The sequence below is a fragment of the Pseudomonadales bacterium genome, assembly GCA_024234215.1.
Lineage (GTDB): Bacteria > Pseudomonadota > Gammaproteobacteria > Pseudomonadales > UBA5862 > JACKOQ01.
In genome coordinates this window covers 101,676-116,857 of the sequence record JACKOQ010000006.1, presented here as the reverse complement: position 1 = coordinate 116,857, position 15,182 = coordinate 101,676, and the positions used below count along the sequence as shown (strand labels likewise).

At 64.0% G+C, this 15,182-nt stretch carries 14 protein-coding genes; 8 read left to right on the top strand and 6 right to left on the bottom strand.

From position 1 onward, the window contains the following. Positions 1-120 precede the first annotated feature (120 nt). The 6 genes from H7A13_11220 (at position 121) to H7A13_11195 (ending at position 5,948) form a co-directional block, all read left to right on the top strand. A complete protein-coding gene (locus H7A13_11220; protein ID MCP5333906.1) occupies positions 121-1,431 on the top strand; it encodes an MFS transporter in 1,311 nt (436 codons plus the stop codon). Between the two features lie 42 nt (positions 1,432-1,473). Next, on the top strand, positions 1,474-2,226 hold the full coding sequence (locus tag H7A13_11215) for a glucose 1-dehydrogenase (GenBank protein ID MCP5333905.1): 753 nt from the start codon (positions 1,474-1,476) through the stop codon (positions 2,224-2,226). Positions 2,227-2,619: 393 nt separating this feature from the next. Further along, positions 2,620-3,786, top strand: coding sequence for a transporter (locus H7A13_11210; protein MCP5333904.1), 1,167 nt, complete (start codon positions 2,620-2,622; stop codon positions 3,784-3,786). A 7-nt stretch (positions 3,787-3,793) separates the two neighbouring features. Further along, positions 3,794-4,222, top strand: a complete 429-nt coding sequence (locus tag H7A13_11205; GenBank protein ID MCP5333903.1) for an OB-fold domain-containing protein — start codon at positions 3,794-3,796, stop codon at positions 4,220-4,222. 95 nt (positions 4,223-4,317) lie between these two features. Next, positions 4,318-5,499 (top strand): acetyl-CoA acetyltransferase, encoded by a 1,182-nt coding sequence (locus H7A13_11200; protein MCP5333902.1) that lies wholly within the window; start codon positions 4,318-4,320, stop codon positions 5,497-5,499. After that, positions 5,499-5,948 (top strand): OB-fold domain-containing protein, encoded by a 450-nt coding sequence (locus tag H7A13_11195; protein MCP5333901.1) that lies wholly within the window; start codon positions 5,499-5,501, stop codon positions 5,946-5,948. Before H7A13_11200 ends, H7A13_11195 begins: the two co-directional genes overlap by 1 nt. A 325-nt stretch (positions 5,949-6,273) precedes the next feature. Here H7A13_11195 and H7A13_11190 read toward each other — a convergent pair whose 3' ends face one another. From H7A13_11190 to H7A13_11165, 6 genes are all read right to left on the bottom strand, one after another. Continuing rightward, the gene (locus H7A13_11190; GenBank protein ID MCP5333900.1) at positions 6,274-7,104 is read right to left on the bottom strand and encodes a symmetrical bis(5'-nucleosyl)-tetraphosphatase; all 831 of its coding nucleotides are present in this window, start codon (positions 7,102-7,104) and stop codon (positions 6,274-6,276) included. 27 nt (positions 7,105-7,131) lie between these two features. Beyond that, positions 7,132-7,539: a Co2+/Mg2+ efflux protein ApaG gene (gene apaG / locus H7A13_11185; GenBank protein MCP5333899.1), complete on the bottom strand. Its 408-nt coding sequence runs from the start codon at positions 7,537-7,539 to the stop codon at positions 7,132-7,134. 7 nt (positions 7,540-7,546) lie between these two features. Continuing rightward, on the bottom strand, positions 7,547-8,353 hold the full coding sequence (gene rsmA / locus H7A13_11180) for a 16S rRNA (adenine(1518)-N(6)/adenine(1519)-N(6))-dimethyltransferase RsmA (GenBank protein MCP5333898.1): 807 nt from the start codon (positions 8,351-8,353) through the stop codon (positions 7,547-7,549). Continuing rightward, entirely contained in the window at positions 8,350-9,372 is a 1,023-nt protein-coding gene (pdxA, locus tag H7A13_11175; protein ID MCP5333897.1) for a 4-hydroxythreonine-4-phosphate dehydrogenase PdxA, read from the bottom strand. Before pdxA ends, rsmA begins: the two co-directional genes overlap by 4 nt. Next, positions 9,344-10,585 (bottom strand): peptidylprolyl isomerase, encoded by a 1,242-nt coding sequence (locus H7A13_11170; GenBank protein ID MCP5333896.1) that lies wholly within the window; start codon positions 10,583-10,585, stop codon positions 9,344-9,346. Before H7A13_11170 ends, pdxA begins: the two co-directional genes overlap by 29 nt. Before the next feature lie 143 nt (positions 10,586-10,728). Beyond that, positions 10,729-13,089, bottom strand: coding sequence for an LPS-assembly protein LptD (locus H7A13_11165; GenBank protein MCP5333895.1), 2,361 nt, complete (start codon positions 13,087-13,089; stop codon positions 10,729-10,731). Positions 13,090-13,203: 114 nt separating this feature from the next. Here H7A13_11165 and H7A13_11160 point away from each other — a divergent pair, with 114 nt between their 5' ends. Both H7A13_11160 and H7A13_11155 read left to right on the top strand, forming a co-directional pair. Next, positions 13,204-14,310: a phosphotransferase gene (locus H7A13_11160; GenBank protein MCP5333894.1), complete on the top strand. Its 1,107-nt coding sequence runs from the start codon at positions 13,204-13,206 to the stop codon at positions 14,308-14,310. A 47-nt stretch (positions 14,311-14,357) separates the two neighbouring features. After that, a complete protein-coding gene (locus tag H7A13_11155; GenBank protein MCP5333893.1) occupies positions 14,358-15,125 on the top strand; it encodes an enoyl-CoA hydratase/isomerase family protein in 768 nt (255 codons plus the stop codon). The last annotated feature ends 57 nt before the right edge of the window (positions 15,126-15,182 follow it).

The window sequence follows — 15,182 nt, the reverse complement described above, 5'->3', positions numbered from 1 at the left end:
ATTCAAAGCCGGCTAGGCTAGCGACTTTGTCCGGTCAAATCCAGCCGTGGGGAGGGCAGCTCTGTCGCCGCGGGTCAATTTTGTTAAGATCGAAAAAAACAATAATCAGGAAGCTGTCGAATGAAGCCTGAACCCTTCTATGGATGGAGACTGCTCGCCGCGCTCAGCGTCATCTACTTTCTGTCGATCGGCACCCTCTACTACGGGCTGTCGATCACTCTGCCGGAGTTCATCACCACCTTCGGCTGGAGCCGGGCCGAGGCCAGCACCGGTTTCTCCATCACCACCCTGTCGATGGGGTTGGCAGGTCCGCTGGTGGCCTATGCGATGAACCGCTTCGGCGTGCGCCGGGCGATGTGCGTCGGCGGGCTGGTGGCGGCGGTCGGCGCGCTCAACATGTACTTCACCGATTCGCGCTGGCAGTACTACCTGGTGGTTGCGCCGCTGCTCGGGCTCGGCATCGCGTTGCAGTCGATCATTCCTGGCAACTACCTGGTGTCGGTCTGGTTCAAACAGCGCCGCTCGCTGGCAATCGGCATCTTCATGGCCTCGGGTGGCATCGCCCGGGCAGTGGTGGTGCCCTGCTTCGCTTTCGTGATCGAGACCACCGGCAACTGGCGGCTGATCTGGCTGCTGATGGCACTGTCGAGTCTGCTCTGCGCCGTGGTCAGTGGCTGGTTGGTGCGGGAGCGGCCCGAGGATCTGGGGCAGCAGGTCGATGGCGGTGTTTCGGCCGAGCAGCCATCGACTGGCAGGAGGCGGCTGCTGCCGACGCCGGCCGCGGGACGGGTCTATCGCACTGAAGAGGAGTGGACGCTGCGCCCGGCGCTGCTGACCACGGCGCTGTGGATGGTGATCTTCTGTTCGGCGATCTCGGCGGCCGGTAACTCCCTGGTGAACAGTCAGGGGCTGTTTCACCTTCAGGATGTCGGCATCGACCGCATCACCGCCGCCTCGGTGATCGGTCTGGTGGGCATTCTCAGTACCAGCGGCCGACTGATCTCCGGCTTGCTGGGTGACTACATCGATCCACGCCGCCTGCTCGGTGTCGGTCTGGGGCTGATCGGTCTTGGCATCGTCATCCTCAACCTCAACAGCAGCATCTGGGGCGCCTACCTGTTCGGCTGCTGCTTTGGCCTGGGCAACGGTCTGGCGCTGGTGACCACGCCGGCGATTCTAGCCAACCTGTTCGGCAGTCGGGGTTATGCCTCGCTGGCCGCCACCCGCGGTGTCTTCTCGACCCTGCTCTCCGCCTCGGTGCCGCTGCTGGCTGCCTGGTCGTTTGACCTGCATCACAACTATGCGCTGGCCTTCTGGAGCTATGCCGCGATCAATCTGCTGGGGATCGGCTTGATCCTGGCAGTGCGACCGCCGCGACTTTCACGGCAGAGCGACCAGGCTGGTGGCGAGATCGAAGCCTCCACCTCCTGATCGAATCGACGGAAAAAACCACAACACGAAAGGAGCCTGAAAATGGGACGATTGAGCACGAAAGTGGCCCTGATCACCGGGGCCGGCGCCGGCATGGGGCGCGCCCATGCCGAGCTGATGGCCAGTGAAGGGGCCCGAATCATCGCCACCGACATCGATCAGGCGGCGGTCGAGGCGACCTGCGCCGCCATCGTCGGCCGTGGCGGCGAGGCGCTGGCGCTGCAGCACGATGTGGCGCAGGAGTCGCAGTGGACGCAGGTGGTGCAGAGTGGCATCGACCGCTTCGGCAAGATCGACATCCTGGTCAACAACGCTGGCGTGCTGCTGTCGAAGAGCCTGCAGGAGACCACGGTCGAAGAGTGGGACCGGCTGTTTTCGGTCAACGTGCGCGGGGTCTTTCTCGGCTGCAAGAGCGTATTGCCGGGGATGCAGCTCGCTGGAGGTGGTTCGATCGTCAACATCTCCTCGATCTATGGCCTGATCGGTGCAGCGGGTTCAGCGGCCTATCAGGCCAGCAAGGGCGCGGTGCGGTTGATGACCAAGGCGGCGGCGGTCGATCTGCGTCCCTTCAACATCCGGGTCAACTCGGTCCATCCCGGCGTCATCCGCACCAACATGACCAGGGCGGCACTGGACAACCCCGAGGCGACGGCCCACATCTCCAAGGGCATTCTGCTGGGTCGACCGGCGGAGCCGCAGGAGGTGTCAGCGGCGGTGCTGTTCCTCGCCAGCGATGAATCTTCTTACGTGCATGGCGCCGAGCTGGTGGTCGATGGCGGTTACACCACGGTCTGAGCGGAGGGGTGAGACATAAAAAAGGGCCATGGCGCAATGGCCATGGCCCTGTGACGACACCGACGATCATGAGACAGAGCGATTCGAGCCAAGTTCGATCCGCGAATCTGGATGGGAACGGATCGCGCTCATGCTCTGTAGTCAAGCCTAGACGGTTTCACGCAAGCCGCCAGTCGAACTGCCGACAAGCGTCCCGCGTGCCGTGACCCATGCCGCGAAAGTGACCGTTTCCGCCCGGCTTGCCGCGCATCGGCCGGCTGCGGGGGGAGGGAGGCCGTATTGACTTGCTTTCCCCTTTGCGTGTTTACTTCGGATGGATTTGCGTTGCTCTGGCAGGCTTGCGGGCCACCGCGCACAGGGCAGCGGACACAATAACAACGACAGGGAGTTCGCATGAGCTTTACCGACCGCTCTGCCGTCGTCGGCATCGGTGAGACCGATTACGTCAAGGGTTCCGACCGCAGCGAAATCGAGATGATGCTCGATGCATCGCGCACCGCGATTGCCGATGCCGGCCTCAAACCGCAGCAGATCGATGGCATCATCGCGCCGCCGGCCTACACCACCGTCGAAGAGCTGGCCGCCAACCTCGGCGTGCCCGACCTGCGCTATGCCTCGACGATCAACATGGGCGGTGCCAGCCCCAACGCGGCGCTGGGCCATGCCGCCGCTGCGATTCATGCCGGGCTGGCCAAGCATGTGCTGGTGCCGCTGGGCTGGAATGGTTACACCGCGATGCGGCCGAAGCCGGGGCGCCCGCCGGGGCGCTCGGCCGAGATCACCGTGCTGGCGAAGACGATGAAGGATTTCTATCTGCCTTACGGCGTCACCGCACCGGTGCAGATGTACGCCTGGATCGCCACCCGCCACAAGCTGCTCCACAACACACCGGACGAGGCGACTGGCCACATCGCGCTGGCCTGTCGCAAGCATGCCCAGCTCAACCCGCGTGCGTTCATGCGCGAACAGGCGCTGTCGATGGAGCAGTATCTCTCTGCCCGCTGGATCTCGGAGCCCTTCAGGCTGTTCGACTGCTGTCTCGAGACCGATGGCGCCTGTGCCGTGGTGGTGAGCCGTGCCGACATGGCCAAAGACATGCGCCATCGGCCGGTCTACATCATGGGTGCGGCCGAGGGTCACCCCTATCCGGCCGATGACATCCCGTCGCGGCCCGATTTCTTCCGCATCGGCCTCAGCTTCGCTGCGCCCAAGGCCTTCGAGATGGCCGGCATCAAGCCGCAGGATGTCGATTTTCTGCAGGTGTATGACTGCTTCACCTATGTCGTGTTGCTGCAACTCGAGGCCATGGGTTACTTCGCGCCGGGTGGTGCCCATGACTGGCTCAAGGATGGTCAGATCGAGCTGGGTGGACGCTACCCACTCAACACCCATGGTGGCCTGCTGAGCCAGGCCCATGTCTGGGGGCTCAACCATGTCGTCGAGGCGGTGCGCCAGTTGCGTGGCGATGGCGGTGCCGCCCAGGTCAAGGATGCCGAAATCGGTCTGGTGACGGGCTGGGGCGATCTGGGTGACGGCAGCATCACGATTCTGCGCAGGTGAAACAGCCATGAAATTCGATCAGATTCCCAAGCCGGTGGCCAACCCCACCGAACCGCTCAACCGTGAATTCTGGGAGCTGTGCAAAAGCGGCTTCCTGCACTTCCAGCGCTGCGACGACTGCGGCCGCTGGCGCCATCTGCCCCGCCACCAATGCGCCGGCTGCGGCTCGCCCCACTGGCATTGGGCGGTGTCGAGCGGCCGCGGCAAGCTCTTCTCCTGGACCATCAGCCACATGGTGCTGCATCCCGGCTTTGCCGGCGAGGCGCCCTACGCCGCCATCGTGGTCGAACTGGAAGAGGGGGTGCGCATGGTCAGCGGCCTGCGTGATCTACCGGTTGATCAGATGCGGCTCGACATGCCGCTCGAGGTCTGCTTCGAGCAGGTGACCGAGAATTTCACTGTACCGCTCTTTCGGCCGGCCAGCGCCGGCCAGTAGAACGGCTGCGTGAATCGAGTGTCCGGGCATGGGCCGTCGACAGGATGGTCCATGCCCGGGCTGCCTTCACACCATGACATGAGGATCGATCGACCATGAGCAAAGGCTCCATTCGTGGCCAGGTCGCCGTGGTGGGGGTGGGTGAAACCACCTACTACAAGCGCGGTGAATCCCCTGATGCCGAATTCAAACTGGGTTTGCAGGCCATTCTCAAGGCCTGTGAGGATGCGGGAATCTCCCCGAAGCAGATCGATGGCTTCTGCTCCTTCAGTGACGACCGCAATGACCCGACCCGGCTGTCGGCGGCGCTCGGCATTCCGACGATGCGACTGTCGGTGATGCAGTGGGGTGGCGGTGGCGGCGGCGCGGCCGGTGCGATCTCCAACGCGGCGGCGGCCATCCATGCCGGCTATGCCGATGTGGTGGTGGCCTACCGTGCACTGGCCCAGGGCCAGTTCGGCCGCTTTGGCCAGGGCTCGACGGCAGCCTACGCCCAGGGTGAGCGCGCCTACACCGCGCCCTATGGTCTGATGTCGCCGGCCCAGTCGTTCGCGATGAAGGTCGTGCGCTTCATGCATGACCACAAGATCGGACCCAACACATTGCGTGCCATCTCGATGGCCTCCTACCACCATGCGCAGAACAACCCGCGCGCCATCATGTATGGCAAGCCGCTGACCGAAGAGAAGTATGACCAGTCGCGCTGGATCGTCGAGCCCTACTTCCACCTCTATGACTGCTGCATGGAGAACGATGGCGCCGCGGCGATCATCCTCACCTCGCCCGAGCGGGCCCGCGACATGAAGCAGAAGCCGGTCTATCTGCTGGGCGCGGCCCAGGGTTCCGGCCACCGTGCCGGCGCCCCGGTCCACAACGCCGGTGATTACGGTTCGTCGAACTTCACCCAGTTGACGGCCCGCATGTACGAGATGGCCGGCGTCACTGCCAAGGATGTCGACGTCGCGCAGATCTACGAGAACTTCACCGGCGGCGTGCTGATGACGATGATCGAGCACAACCTCTGCACCCCCGAAGAGGCCAATGAGTTCTTCAAGCTGGAGAACCTGGTGGTCGGTGGCAAGCTGCCGCTCAACACCAGCGGCGGCAACCTGGCCGAGTGCTACATGCATGGGTTGGGTCTGCAGATCGAGGCGATCCGCCAGTTGCGCGGTCAATCCACCAACCAGGTGGCCAACGCCAAGGTAGCACTGGCGGCCGCCGGTCCGATGGTTTCACCGGTCAGCACCTGTATCTACGGCACCGAGGAGGTTCTCTGATGAGCGCGAACGCCTATTATCTGCCTGTTGGTCTTCCGGCTCCCGCGCCCGCCAACGATGGCCTCGACAAGCCCTATTGGGAAGGCACCCGTGCCCACAAGCTGATGGTGCAGCGCTGCAACCAGTGCAAGCAGTACCAGTGGGGACCGGAACAGATCTGCAACCACTGCCACTCCTTCGACCTCGGCTGGGCCGAAGTGGCCGGCACGGGCCGCATCTACAGCTACGAGCGCATCTGGCACCCGGTGCACCCGGTGCTGAAGGAGCGTGGCCCCTATCTGGTGGTGCTGATCGAACTGCCGCAGGCCGGCAATGTCCGCATGGTCGGCAACCTGCTGGGCGATGGACGGCAGGAGGTGATCATCGGCAGTGCCGTCGAAGCAGTCTATGAAGAGCACAACGAAGACCCCAAAAATCCCTTCACACTGGTGCAGTGGAAGTTGGTGTAATCCCCGCCTTGGGCTGACGGGTCGCTGGCCCGTCAGCCTGCTTCGGCCGATCAGGCCGCTCCTGTTCGCAGACACACGACACGCTTTGCCCGGCCGCGGTCATCCTGAACATTCGCGGCCGGCGCGAGACATACCCCGCCGACTTTCGTCAATCCAGGCCTTTCAGGGCGCCCATGCTCTGGAATCTTTTTTCAGTGTCACGGCTGTTGCGAAATCGCTCGACAGGGATCGATCTTTTGGGCCACCAGGACCAATGGAATCACGCGCCGCCGTGTGATGGCGCCGGGACGCGGTCACGCCCGCGTGTGGCAAGCGACGCTGGCCGTCAGCGGCAGGCGACCGTGAACGGGTGGCGGTCTTCGAGCCGCAGCATCGTCATGCGCCGGCCCCAGACGCAGCCGGTGTCGAGCGCCAGCCGGTCGTTGCGGCCGGTGTGGCCGTCGAGGGCGGCCCAGTGGCCGAACAGCAGTGTGTAGGGCGGCTCATCATGTCGCATCGGCAGCGTGAACCAGGGGGCGAAACCGCGCGGGGCGGCGGCGCTGCTCTCCTTGACGGTCAGTTCGAGGCGGCCATCGGCGGCGCAGAAGCGCATGCGGGTGAAGTAGTTGGTGATGGCGCGAAAGCGGGCGATGCCGGTCAGTTGCGGGCTCCAGCGGTCGGGTTTGTTGCCATACATGCCGCGCAGATAGCGCGGATGGTTTTTGCCGCGCAGCAGTTCTGCTGCCTCCTGGGCATGTGATCTGGCTTCGGTGAGGCTCCAGATCGGCGGGATGCCGGCATGGGTCATCACCATTTGCTCAGGACCGGATTCGGTCTCGATCAGCGCCTCGTGCAGGAAAGGACGCTGGCGCAGCCAGTCGAGCAGGGGCGCACGGTCCTTGGCTTCGAGCAGTTGCTTCAGGGTCGGGTTGCTCTGCTGGGGCGGGTTATCGAGCGCCACCGCGAGCAGGTGCAGGTCATGGTTGCCCAGCACGGCCACCACGCAGCGGTCGAGCGACTGGAGCAGGCGCAGGGTGGCCAGCGAGTCGGGACCGCGGTTGACCATGTCGCCCACCACCCAGAGTTGATCGGCCGCCGGGTCGAAGTGGCAGGCGTCGAGCAGGCGGTTGAGTGGGTCGTAGCAACCCTGGATGTCGCCGACGGCGTAGGTGGCCACTGTTCAGTTCACCGTCGAGGCGCTGGATCAGTGCAGCGCGTGTGGCCGCGCCAGCGTGAACGGGGCGATGAGGGCATCGAACCGGGTACCGTCGTCGCTCACCATCTGGTAGCTGCCCTGCATGGTGCCGACTTCGGTGCCGAGAATGGTGCCACTGCTGTAGCGGTAGCTCTTGCCCGGTGACAGATGGGGCTGTTCACCGACCACCCCTTCGCCTTTCACCTCCTGCACTTGGGCTTCGCCGTCGGTGATGATCCAGTGGCGGCTGATCAGTTGTGCGCCGATGCTGCCCTCATTGGTGAGGGTGATGGTGTAGGCGAAGACGAAGCGGTTGCGCTCGGGTTCGGACTGCTCGGGCAGATAACGGGTCTGCACTGCGGTGCGGATGTGGTAGCGGTCATCGATCGGCTCGGGGATGGTATCGGTCGATCTCATTTGGGCATCACTGGTCACGCGCGCTGTCGTCCTGAGGGGTCAGAAAGTCACTGATGGCCACGAAGTCGAGCAGATCGAGCTGATCGGGTCGCAGCGCGGGGTCGATGCCGATCTGTTGCAGACGGTTGCCATCGATCAGCGATTCTAGCGCATTCCTGATCTTCTTGCGGCGCTGGGTGAAGGCCACGCGCACCACCTCGGCGAGTCGTCGCTCATCGCGGGCCTGTACCGGCCGCTGCCGCAGCGGAGTGATGCGCACCACGCGTGAATCGACCCGCGGGGGTGGCGAAAAGGCTTCGGGCGGCACGTCGAACAGTGGTTCGATCAGGCAGTGGTACTGCACCATCACGCTCAAGCGGCCATAGTCGGCACTGGCTGGCGCGGCGGCGAGCCGGTCGACCACCTCTTTCTGCAGCAGAAAGTGCATGTCCTGAATCGATGCGGCCTGTTCGATCAGGTGAAAGAGCAGCGGCGTGGAGATGTTGTAGGGCAGGTTGCCGATGATGCGCAGTGGTCGATCGATGACCAGTCTGGTGAAGTCGAACCGCAGGGCATCGGCCTGATGGAGCCGCAGCTGAGGCAGGGCGGCGAACTTCCGCTGCAACATCAGCACCAGGTCGCGGTCGATCTCGATCAGATCAAGCCGGCGGGCGGCGGGGGCGAACAGCTCGGTGAGGGCGCCGGTGCCGGGCCCGATCTCCACCAGGTGGTCGGCCGGGGTGGGCGCAACGCTGCTGTGGATTTGCGCCAGCGTCGCGCGGTCATGCAGAAAATGCTGACCAAAGCGCTTGCGGGGCCGGTGTCCGTTGCTCACGGTCGTGCGGTGCCGGTCAGTTGTCTGGCACAGTCGATGGCGGCCAGCAGGCTGTCGACCCGGGCCCGGCCGGTGCCGGCCAAGTCGAGTGCCGTGCCATGGTCGACCGAGGTGCGGATGAAGGGCAGGCCCAAGGTGATGTTGACCGCTTCGCCAAACCCCAGCGCCTTCAGCACCGGCAATCCCTGGTCGTGGTACATCGCCACCACCGCGTCGGCACGGGCGAGGTAGGGCGGAGTGAAGAGGGTGTCGGCCGGCAGTGGGCCTTCGAGACGCATTCCCTCGCCACGCAGTCGTTCGAGCACCGGGGTGATCACCTCGATCTCCTCGCGGCCCAGGTGACCCCCTTCGCCGGCATGGGGGTTGAGGCCGGCGACCAGCAGTCGGGGATCGTTGATGCCGAACTTGCGGCGCAGCTCGGCATCAACGATCCGCAGCGTGCTGTCGAGCACGGTCGCGGTGATCGCAGCCGGCACCGCGCACAGCGGCAGGTGGGTGGTGACCAGCGCCACCCGCAGCTGTGGGCAGGCGAGCATCATCACCACCCGCTCGACGCCGGCCAGTTCGGCAAAGAATTCGGTGTGGCCACTGAAGGGGTGTCCAGCGTCATTGATCACGCTCTTCTGCACTGGTGCGGTCACCAGTGCGGCAAAGCGACCGCTCAGTGCCCCCTCGGCGGCGTCGCGCAGGCTCTGGAGCACATAGTCGCTGTTGAGCGGGTCGAGCTGACCGGGACGCGCCGGGCGCTTCAGTGGCAGCGGTGTCACCCACAGCTCTCCCGCCGTGTGCTGGCCGGCATCGAGGCCTGTCTGCCACGGCTTGAGCTGCAGCGGCAGCCCCAGCAGCCGGGCGCGGCTTGACAGCAGTTCCGGGTCGGCAATCGCCACCAGCGGCGGCAGTGTCGGGCGCTGCGCCACCATGACGGCGAGGTCGGGGCCGATGCCGGCCGGCTCGCCGCAGGTCAGCGCAATCGGCGCTGCGGGCTGGGGATTACTGGAGAAATTCGACATAGGCTTCATCACGAATCTTGCGCAGCCAGTTGCCCAGCTCTTCGTCGAATTTGCGTCTGAACAGCAGTTCGCGCGCCTGGTTGAGCTGATATTCATGCGAGATGTCGGTCGAGCGACGTCCCTCCACGCGGGCGACATGCCAGCCGAAGCGGGTGCGGAAGGGTTTGCTGACCACGCCATCGGGCAGTTCGGCGATGGCGGCCTGGAATTCGGGTGCGAACCGTTCGGGGTCGCTCCAGCCGAGGTCGCCGCCGGCGTGGCTCGAGCCGGGGTCATCGGAGTAGGTGCGTGCCAGTTCATCAAAGGCCTCGCCCCGTTGCAGCCGCTGTACGATCTCGTTGGCGAGCTGCTGGCTCTGCTGCGGGTCGCGAATCTCGTTGGGGGCGATCAGAATGTGACGGACATGCAGCTGCAACGCCTGCTTCAGCGGTTCCCCGCGCTTGTCGAGCAGCTTGATGAAGTGAAAACCGCTGGGGCTTCGGATCGGGCCCCGGACCTCGCCCAACTGCATGCTGGAGACCAGGCCGCTGAACAGCGAGGGCAGTTCGGCTTCGCGCCTCCAGCCCAGATCGCCGCCTTCGAGCGCGGTCGAGGCGTTCGACTGGGTCAGCGCCAACTGGTCGAAACTGCTGCCCTGCTTGAGCTGTGCGGCGACCTCGTCAGCTTGATGCCTGGCTGCTTCGACGGTTTCGGGCAGGGCGTTTTCGGGCAGCGCAATCAGAATGTGCGCCAGATGGAACTCGGTCGGGCGCTGTGCCTTGCCCTCTTGCGAGTTGAGGAACTCCGTCACCTCGCGGTCGCTGATCTGAATGCCGCTGCCGATGATGCCCTGCCGCAGCCGCGAGATGCGCATCTCGCGGCGAATGCGTTCTCGAAATACCGGAAAAGGGGTGCCCTCGGCCTCCAGGGTCTTCTGCAGGGTGTCGAGGTCCATGCCATTCTGTTTGGCGATGGTGTCGATGGTCTGATTCAGGCTGTTGTCATCGATCCGGATCGAGGCGCGGTCGGCCATCTGCAGTTGCAGGCTTTCGAGAATCAACTGTTCGAGCACCGGCTTGTAGAGCTGTTCGCGGGGCGGTGGCGTACTGCCCTTGGCGCGCAGATTGGCCGCCACCTGATCGATCCGGCGGTTGATCTGGCTGGCCAGAATGACATCGTTCTCGACGATGGCGACGGTGGTATCGAGCCACTGCTGCTGTGCTGCCTGCAGCGCAGGCGACACCAGGGAGGCCAGCGACAGGGTCAGGGGGAGGAGCCATCGGCCGGTCGCGCTGGCCAGACGGAGGGGGGAGAGAAGGAGGCGGGTAAAATGGTGGTCAAGCATGGATCGATGGTGTCCGCGACAGAAAGGTGAAAGTCAGAGGTTCAGAATCGCTCATCACGGCCGGGGTAGCCCTGGATGCTGCTGCCGAGCAGTTCGTCGAGGCGGTTGCCGAGACCGAACAGACCCTTGAGGATCAGTTGCAGTTCGATGGTCGACTCCATGCGGGTGTCGCCGAGGGCAATCACCTCGCGGCGCCAGCGACGATTGACCAGACGTAATTTCCAGCAGCAGGCCTCATATTCGGCGCCGAGGATCTCCTCGAGCGAACTGCCTGAGGCAATGTCGGCGCGCCAGCGGCCAAGCAGGCGAACCCGGTCGCCGACCGGGTAGAGGAAGGAGAGGTCACTCTGCTTGATCACATTGCCCGCGGCGTCATGGCTCAATCGGTAGCCGAGGTTGCCCAGGCGCTGCCGGTCGGCGGCATAGTGCAGGTGAACCAGCGCCTCGTCGATCCGGTCGAGGCCATTGTCGGCGGTGAGGCTGGTGAGCAGACTGGATTGGTCGTTCAGCTGCACTGCCAGTTCGCCGAGGTAGGCCGACTGACCATCGGTCTCACTGCTGCCGGGTGGACCTTGCAGGGTCACTTCGCGGTCCTTCAGGTAGAAGATCTGTCCCAGACTGAGCCGCCATGCCTCCTGGCCGTCGTTTTCGAGCATGCGGGTGCTGACGGCCAGGTTGGCCTGGCGGCCATCGCTGATGCGGTCGCCGCCGACAAAACGGTTGTCGCTGAACAGCGTGGTGTAGGTGAGTGGCCGTTCAGTGGTGTCGAACAGCGGAAAGTCGCGCTGCGCACTGCTGGTGCTGGTCGAGAGCAGATAGAGGCGCGGCTCCAGCGTCTGGGTGGCGGCCGCGCCACGCCACTGGGTGGGGCGCTCGAACACCAGGCCGCTGTCGAGCGCCATGCTCAGCGCATTCAGTTCGGGCTGGTCGCTGCCACTGGCCAGCGGATCGGTCAGTTGATACTGGCGATGGCGCAGCTTCACGCTCGGAATCACAAAGGCGAAGTTGTCGCGCCACGGGCGTTGCAGCGCCAGATCGAGCGAGAGTCGTCCGCCGGTCAGCGCATCCAGGCCGGTGAGTCCGCCGGTGTCGCGGTCGAAATAGGAGAAGTTGCTGTAGAGCGAACCGACCAGAAACTGTCCGATCAGCGGTTGATAGTCGAGCGTCAGGCTCGGCAGGGTGCGGTAGGGCGAGATTTGCGCTGCGTCCAGGCTCTGAAAGCTCTGCAACAGCCCGCTCAGCCGCAGGTCATCGAAGCGGTACTGCGCTTCGGCGGCCTGCCGCAGGTTGGTCAGCGAGTGGCTGTCGAGTCCCTTTCCGCCCAGGTCGACAAAATAGTCACGGTCGCTGGCCCGGTTCAGATCGAGCGACAGATCCCAGCCCGAGGGAGTGAAGGTGCGGTGGTCGATGCCATAGAGCCAGCGCTGCGAGCGCTCCGGGTTCGATGTCGCCCCAAGCAGGTCATCCGGCAGCAGGCTGAGCCGGGTGTCGCCACGGCTCTGTTCGGTGAGGTAGCGAAACTCGTTACCGAGCAGCGTGCCACGCTTGCTCATCAACCTGGGCGTCAGGGTGTAGTCGTAGTTGGGGGCCAGGTTGAAGTAGTAAGGGAAGGTCGCTTCCAGGCCGTTGGTAAGGTCGTTGCCAAGGCTGGGAATCAGAAAACCGCTGTGGCGACGGTCATCGATCGGGAAGTAAAAATAGGGGACGTGCAGCGTCGGAATGCCGGCCAGATCGATGCGGGCGTTGCGGGTGCTGCCGAAACCGCTCTTGGGGTCGAGCCGGATGTAATCGCTGCGCAGCCACCAACTGTCGTCGCCAGGTGGGCAACCGGTCAGGGCAGCCTGTTTCAGCGTGATGATGCCGCTGTCACGGTTGACGGAGATCTGTCTGGCATTGCCATGCAGTTCGCGCTCGTGCAGCACGAACTGACCGTCACTCATTCTGGCGGTGTTGCCGGAGCGGTCGTAGTCGGCCTTGGCGCCGCGCAGCAGCAGCCCCTTGCCGCGCAGTTCGACCTCCTCCTGCAGCGACCATTTGCCCTGCGGTAAATCAATGTTGCCGCGCTTGGCGGTCATGCGCCAGGGCGAATCCTCCAGCACCACATCGCCATCGAGGCTGAAGGTTTCGGCCAGCAGCGACTCGACATAACTGGCTTGGATGTTGACTGAATCGGCGGCCGCGCCCTCCGGGTTGGCCGGTGCGGTCAGTTCGACGTTGGCCATCGGGTCGATGTAAAGGCCGGGGCAGGTCACAGGTATCCTGGCCTGCATCTCGGCCGGCAGCGCCTCGCGCGGATGCCAGTCGAGCGCTGCCGCGCTCTGGTGAGTCGATTCGGCCTGACCGGGGGCAGTGTGCAGCAGGACAAGAAACAGGAAGAGGCTCCGTGGCAACGGATGTTTCATCCATGACCCCGCTTCAGACGACCGAGGCGGGCAGATGGCGCGCCGACTCCTGCATGCTCTGGTGGCAGCAGGGTGAAGGGCAGATAATGGAGCACTTTGAACATCGGACCGGGCATGGACCTTTCTATCACCACGACAAGAGATGCGCGCGCCCTGCAACTGCGAAACTGGGCCGCGGCCATTCTAGCAGAGAACCCCGGTTTGAGCGCCGATCCGGCCGATGGCTGGCGCTTCGCGAAGCTGGCCGGGGATGCCAGTTTCCGCCGCTATTTTCGACTTCAGCGGGAACGGCAGAGCTGGGTGCTGATGGATGCTCCCCCCGCCAAGGAGGATGTGCGTCCCTTCATCGCCGTGGCGGGTGGTTTGGCACAGCTCGGCATCCGGGTGCCACGGGTGCTGGCGGCCGACCTCGATCAGGGTTTTTTATTGCTGGATGATCTGGGTGATCGACTCTATCTGGGTGAGTTGACCGCTGCCGATCCGCAGCGGGTCGATCAGCTCTATCAGGCCGCTTTTCAACCGCTGCTGCGGCTGCAATCGGTGTCCGAGTTGCCTGGCTGCAAGCTGCCGCCCTATGATCGAACGCTGCTGCACAGCGAACTGCGGCTGTTCGATCAGTGGTTCATCGCCGAGTTGCTGGGGGTCGAGCTGACGCAGTCGGAGCAACGGATGCTGCATCAGCTTTATGACGAATTGATCGAATTGGCGCTTGCGCAGCCGCAGTGTCCGGTACACCGCGACTACCATTCGCGCAACCTGCTGCTGTGCGCTGATGGCATGGTCGGCGTGATCGACTTTCAGGATGCGGTGATCGGGCCGATCACCTACGATCTGGTGTCGCTGCTGAAGGATTGCTATCTGTTCTGGCCACCTCAGCAGGTCAGTCGCTGGGTGACTCAATACCATCGGCTGGCTCAGAACGCGGCCCTGCTGTCGGAAGTTTCGCCGGAGCAGTTTCTGCACTGGTTCGACTGGATCGGCGTGCAGCGCCACCTGAAGGTGCTGGGCATCTTCAGCCGGCTGTTTCTGCGCGACGGCAAAGAGGGCTACCTGGCCGATCTGCCGCGCGTGGCGCGACATCTGTTGGCAGGCTGTGCCCCCCATGGCCCGTTGCAGCCCTTTGCACAGTGGTTTCGCGAGCGCCTGCTGCCGCGGATGGCCACCCATCCCCGACTCGATGCCGTTGCGGTTCAGGCAGTGGTTGACGAGAAAATAGAATGATCTGATTTTTCATAAAGATAAAAATATTTATTCATGGAGGATATTGCATGTCTGAGTACTACAGCCTGGCGGTCGATGGCCACGTGATCACGGTGACCCTGCAACAGCCGGAGATCTCCAACTCGCTCGACAGTGCGGCTTGCCTGGCCTTGCATGAGCTGTTCGATGAGTTCGAGCGCAACCCGCAATGGTGGGTCGCGGTCATCACCGGTGCCGGAGAGCGTGCCTTCTGTGCCGGCATGAATCTGAAGAATGTCGCCAAGGGCGAACCGCTGCGGCTGCCGCCGTCCGGATTTGCCGGACTCACCCACCGCTTCGACAACAGCAAGCCGGTGATCGCCGCGGTCAATGGCGGGGCCTATGGCGGCGGTCTGGAGATGGCGCTGGCCTGCGACATTGTCATCGCTGCCGAACATGCGATCTTTGCGCTTTCGGAACCGCGGGTCGGCGTGGCCGCCCTGGCGGGTGGCGTGCATCGTCTGGCGCGGCAGATCGGCCTCAAGCAGGCGATGGGCATGCTGCTCAATGGACGCAAGGTGAGCGCAGCCGAAGCGCATGAACTGGGTTTCGTCAACGAAGTGGTGCCGGCTGCGGAACTGATGGCCACCGCACAGCGTTGGGCCGCCGAGATTGCGGCCTGCGCCCCATTGGCGGTGCGTGCGACCAAACAGTTGGCGATGTCGGGTCTTGATCTGCCCCTGCGCGAGGCGATGGCGGCCAGCTACCCGATGGTGACGGCCATGCTCAACAGCCCCGACATGGTCGAAGGGGCGCGCGCCTTTGCCGAAAGGCGGGCACCCAACTGGCAAGGCTGAGTGCTGTTTGAATTGCTACACTGCAAAGATCAGTGATTCAGTACTCTTTTGCTGGCG

Bases quoted from the DNA above. Each gene is read 5' to 3' on its own strand.
- H7A13_11220 (MCP5333906.1), top strand. From the start codon at position 121: ATGAAGCCTGAACCCTTCTATGGATGGAGACTGCTCGCCGCGCTCAGC.
- H7A13_11215 (MCP5333905.1), top strand. From the start codon at position 1,474: ATGGGACGATTGAGCACGAAAGTGGCCCTGATCACCGGGGCCGGCGCC.
- H7A13_11210 (MCP5333904.1), top strand. From the start codon at position 2,620: ATGAGCTTTACCGACCGCTCTGCCGTCGTCGGCATCGGTGAGACCGAT.
- H7A13_11205 (MCP5333903.1), top strand. From the start codon at position 3,794: ATGAAATTCGATCAGATTCCCAAGCCGGTGGCCAACCCCACCGAACCG.
- H7A13_11200 (MCP5333902.1), top strand. From the start codon at position 4,318: ATGAGCAAAGGCTCCATTCGTGGCCAGGTCGCCGTGGTGGGGGTGGGT.
- H7A13_11195 (MCP5333901.1), top strand. From the start codon at position 5,499: ATGAGCGCGAACGCCTATTATCTGCCTGTTGGTCTTCCGGCTCCCGCG.
- apaG (MCP5333899.1), bottom strand. From the start codon at position 7,539: ATGAGATCGACCGATACCATCCCCGAGCCGATCGATGACCGCTACCAC.
- pdxA (MCP5333897.1), bottom strand. From the start codon at position 9,372: ATGAAGCCTATGTCGAATTTCTCCAGTAATCCCCAGCCCGCAGCGCCG.
- H7A13_11165 (MCP5333895.1), bottom strand. From the start codon at position 13,089: ATGAAACATCCGTTGCCACGGAGCCTCTTCCTGTTTCTTGTCCTGCTG.
- H7A13_11160 (MCP5333894.1), top strand. From the start codon at position 13,204: ATGGACCTTTCTATCACCACGACAAGAGATGCGCGCGCCCTGCAACTG.
- H7A13_11155 (MCP5333893.1), top strand. From the start codon at position 14,358: ATGTCTGAGTACTACAGCCTGGCGGTCGATGGCCACGTGATCACGGTG.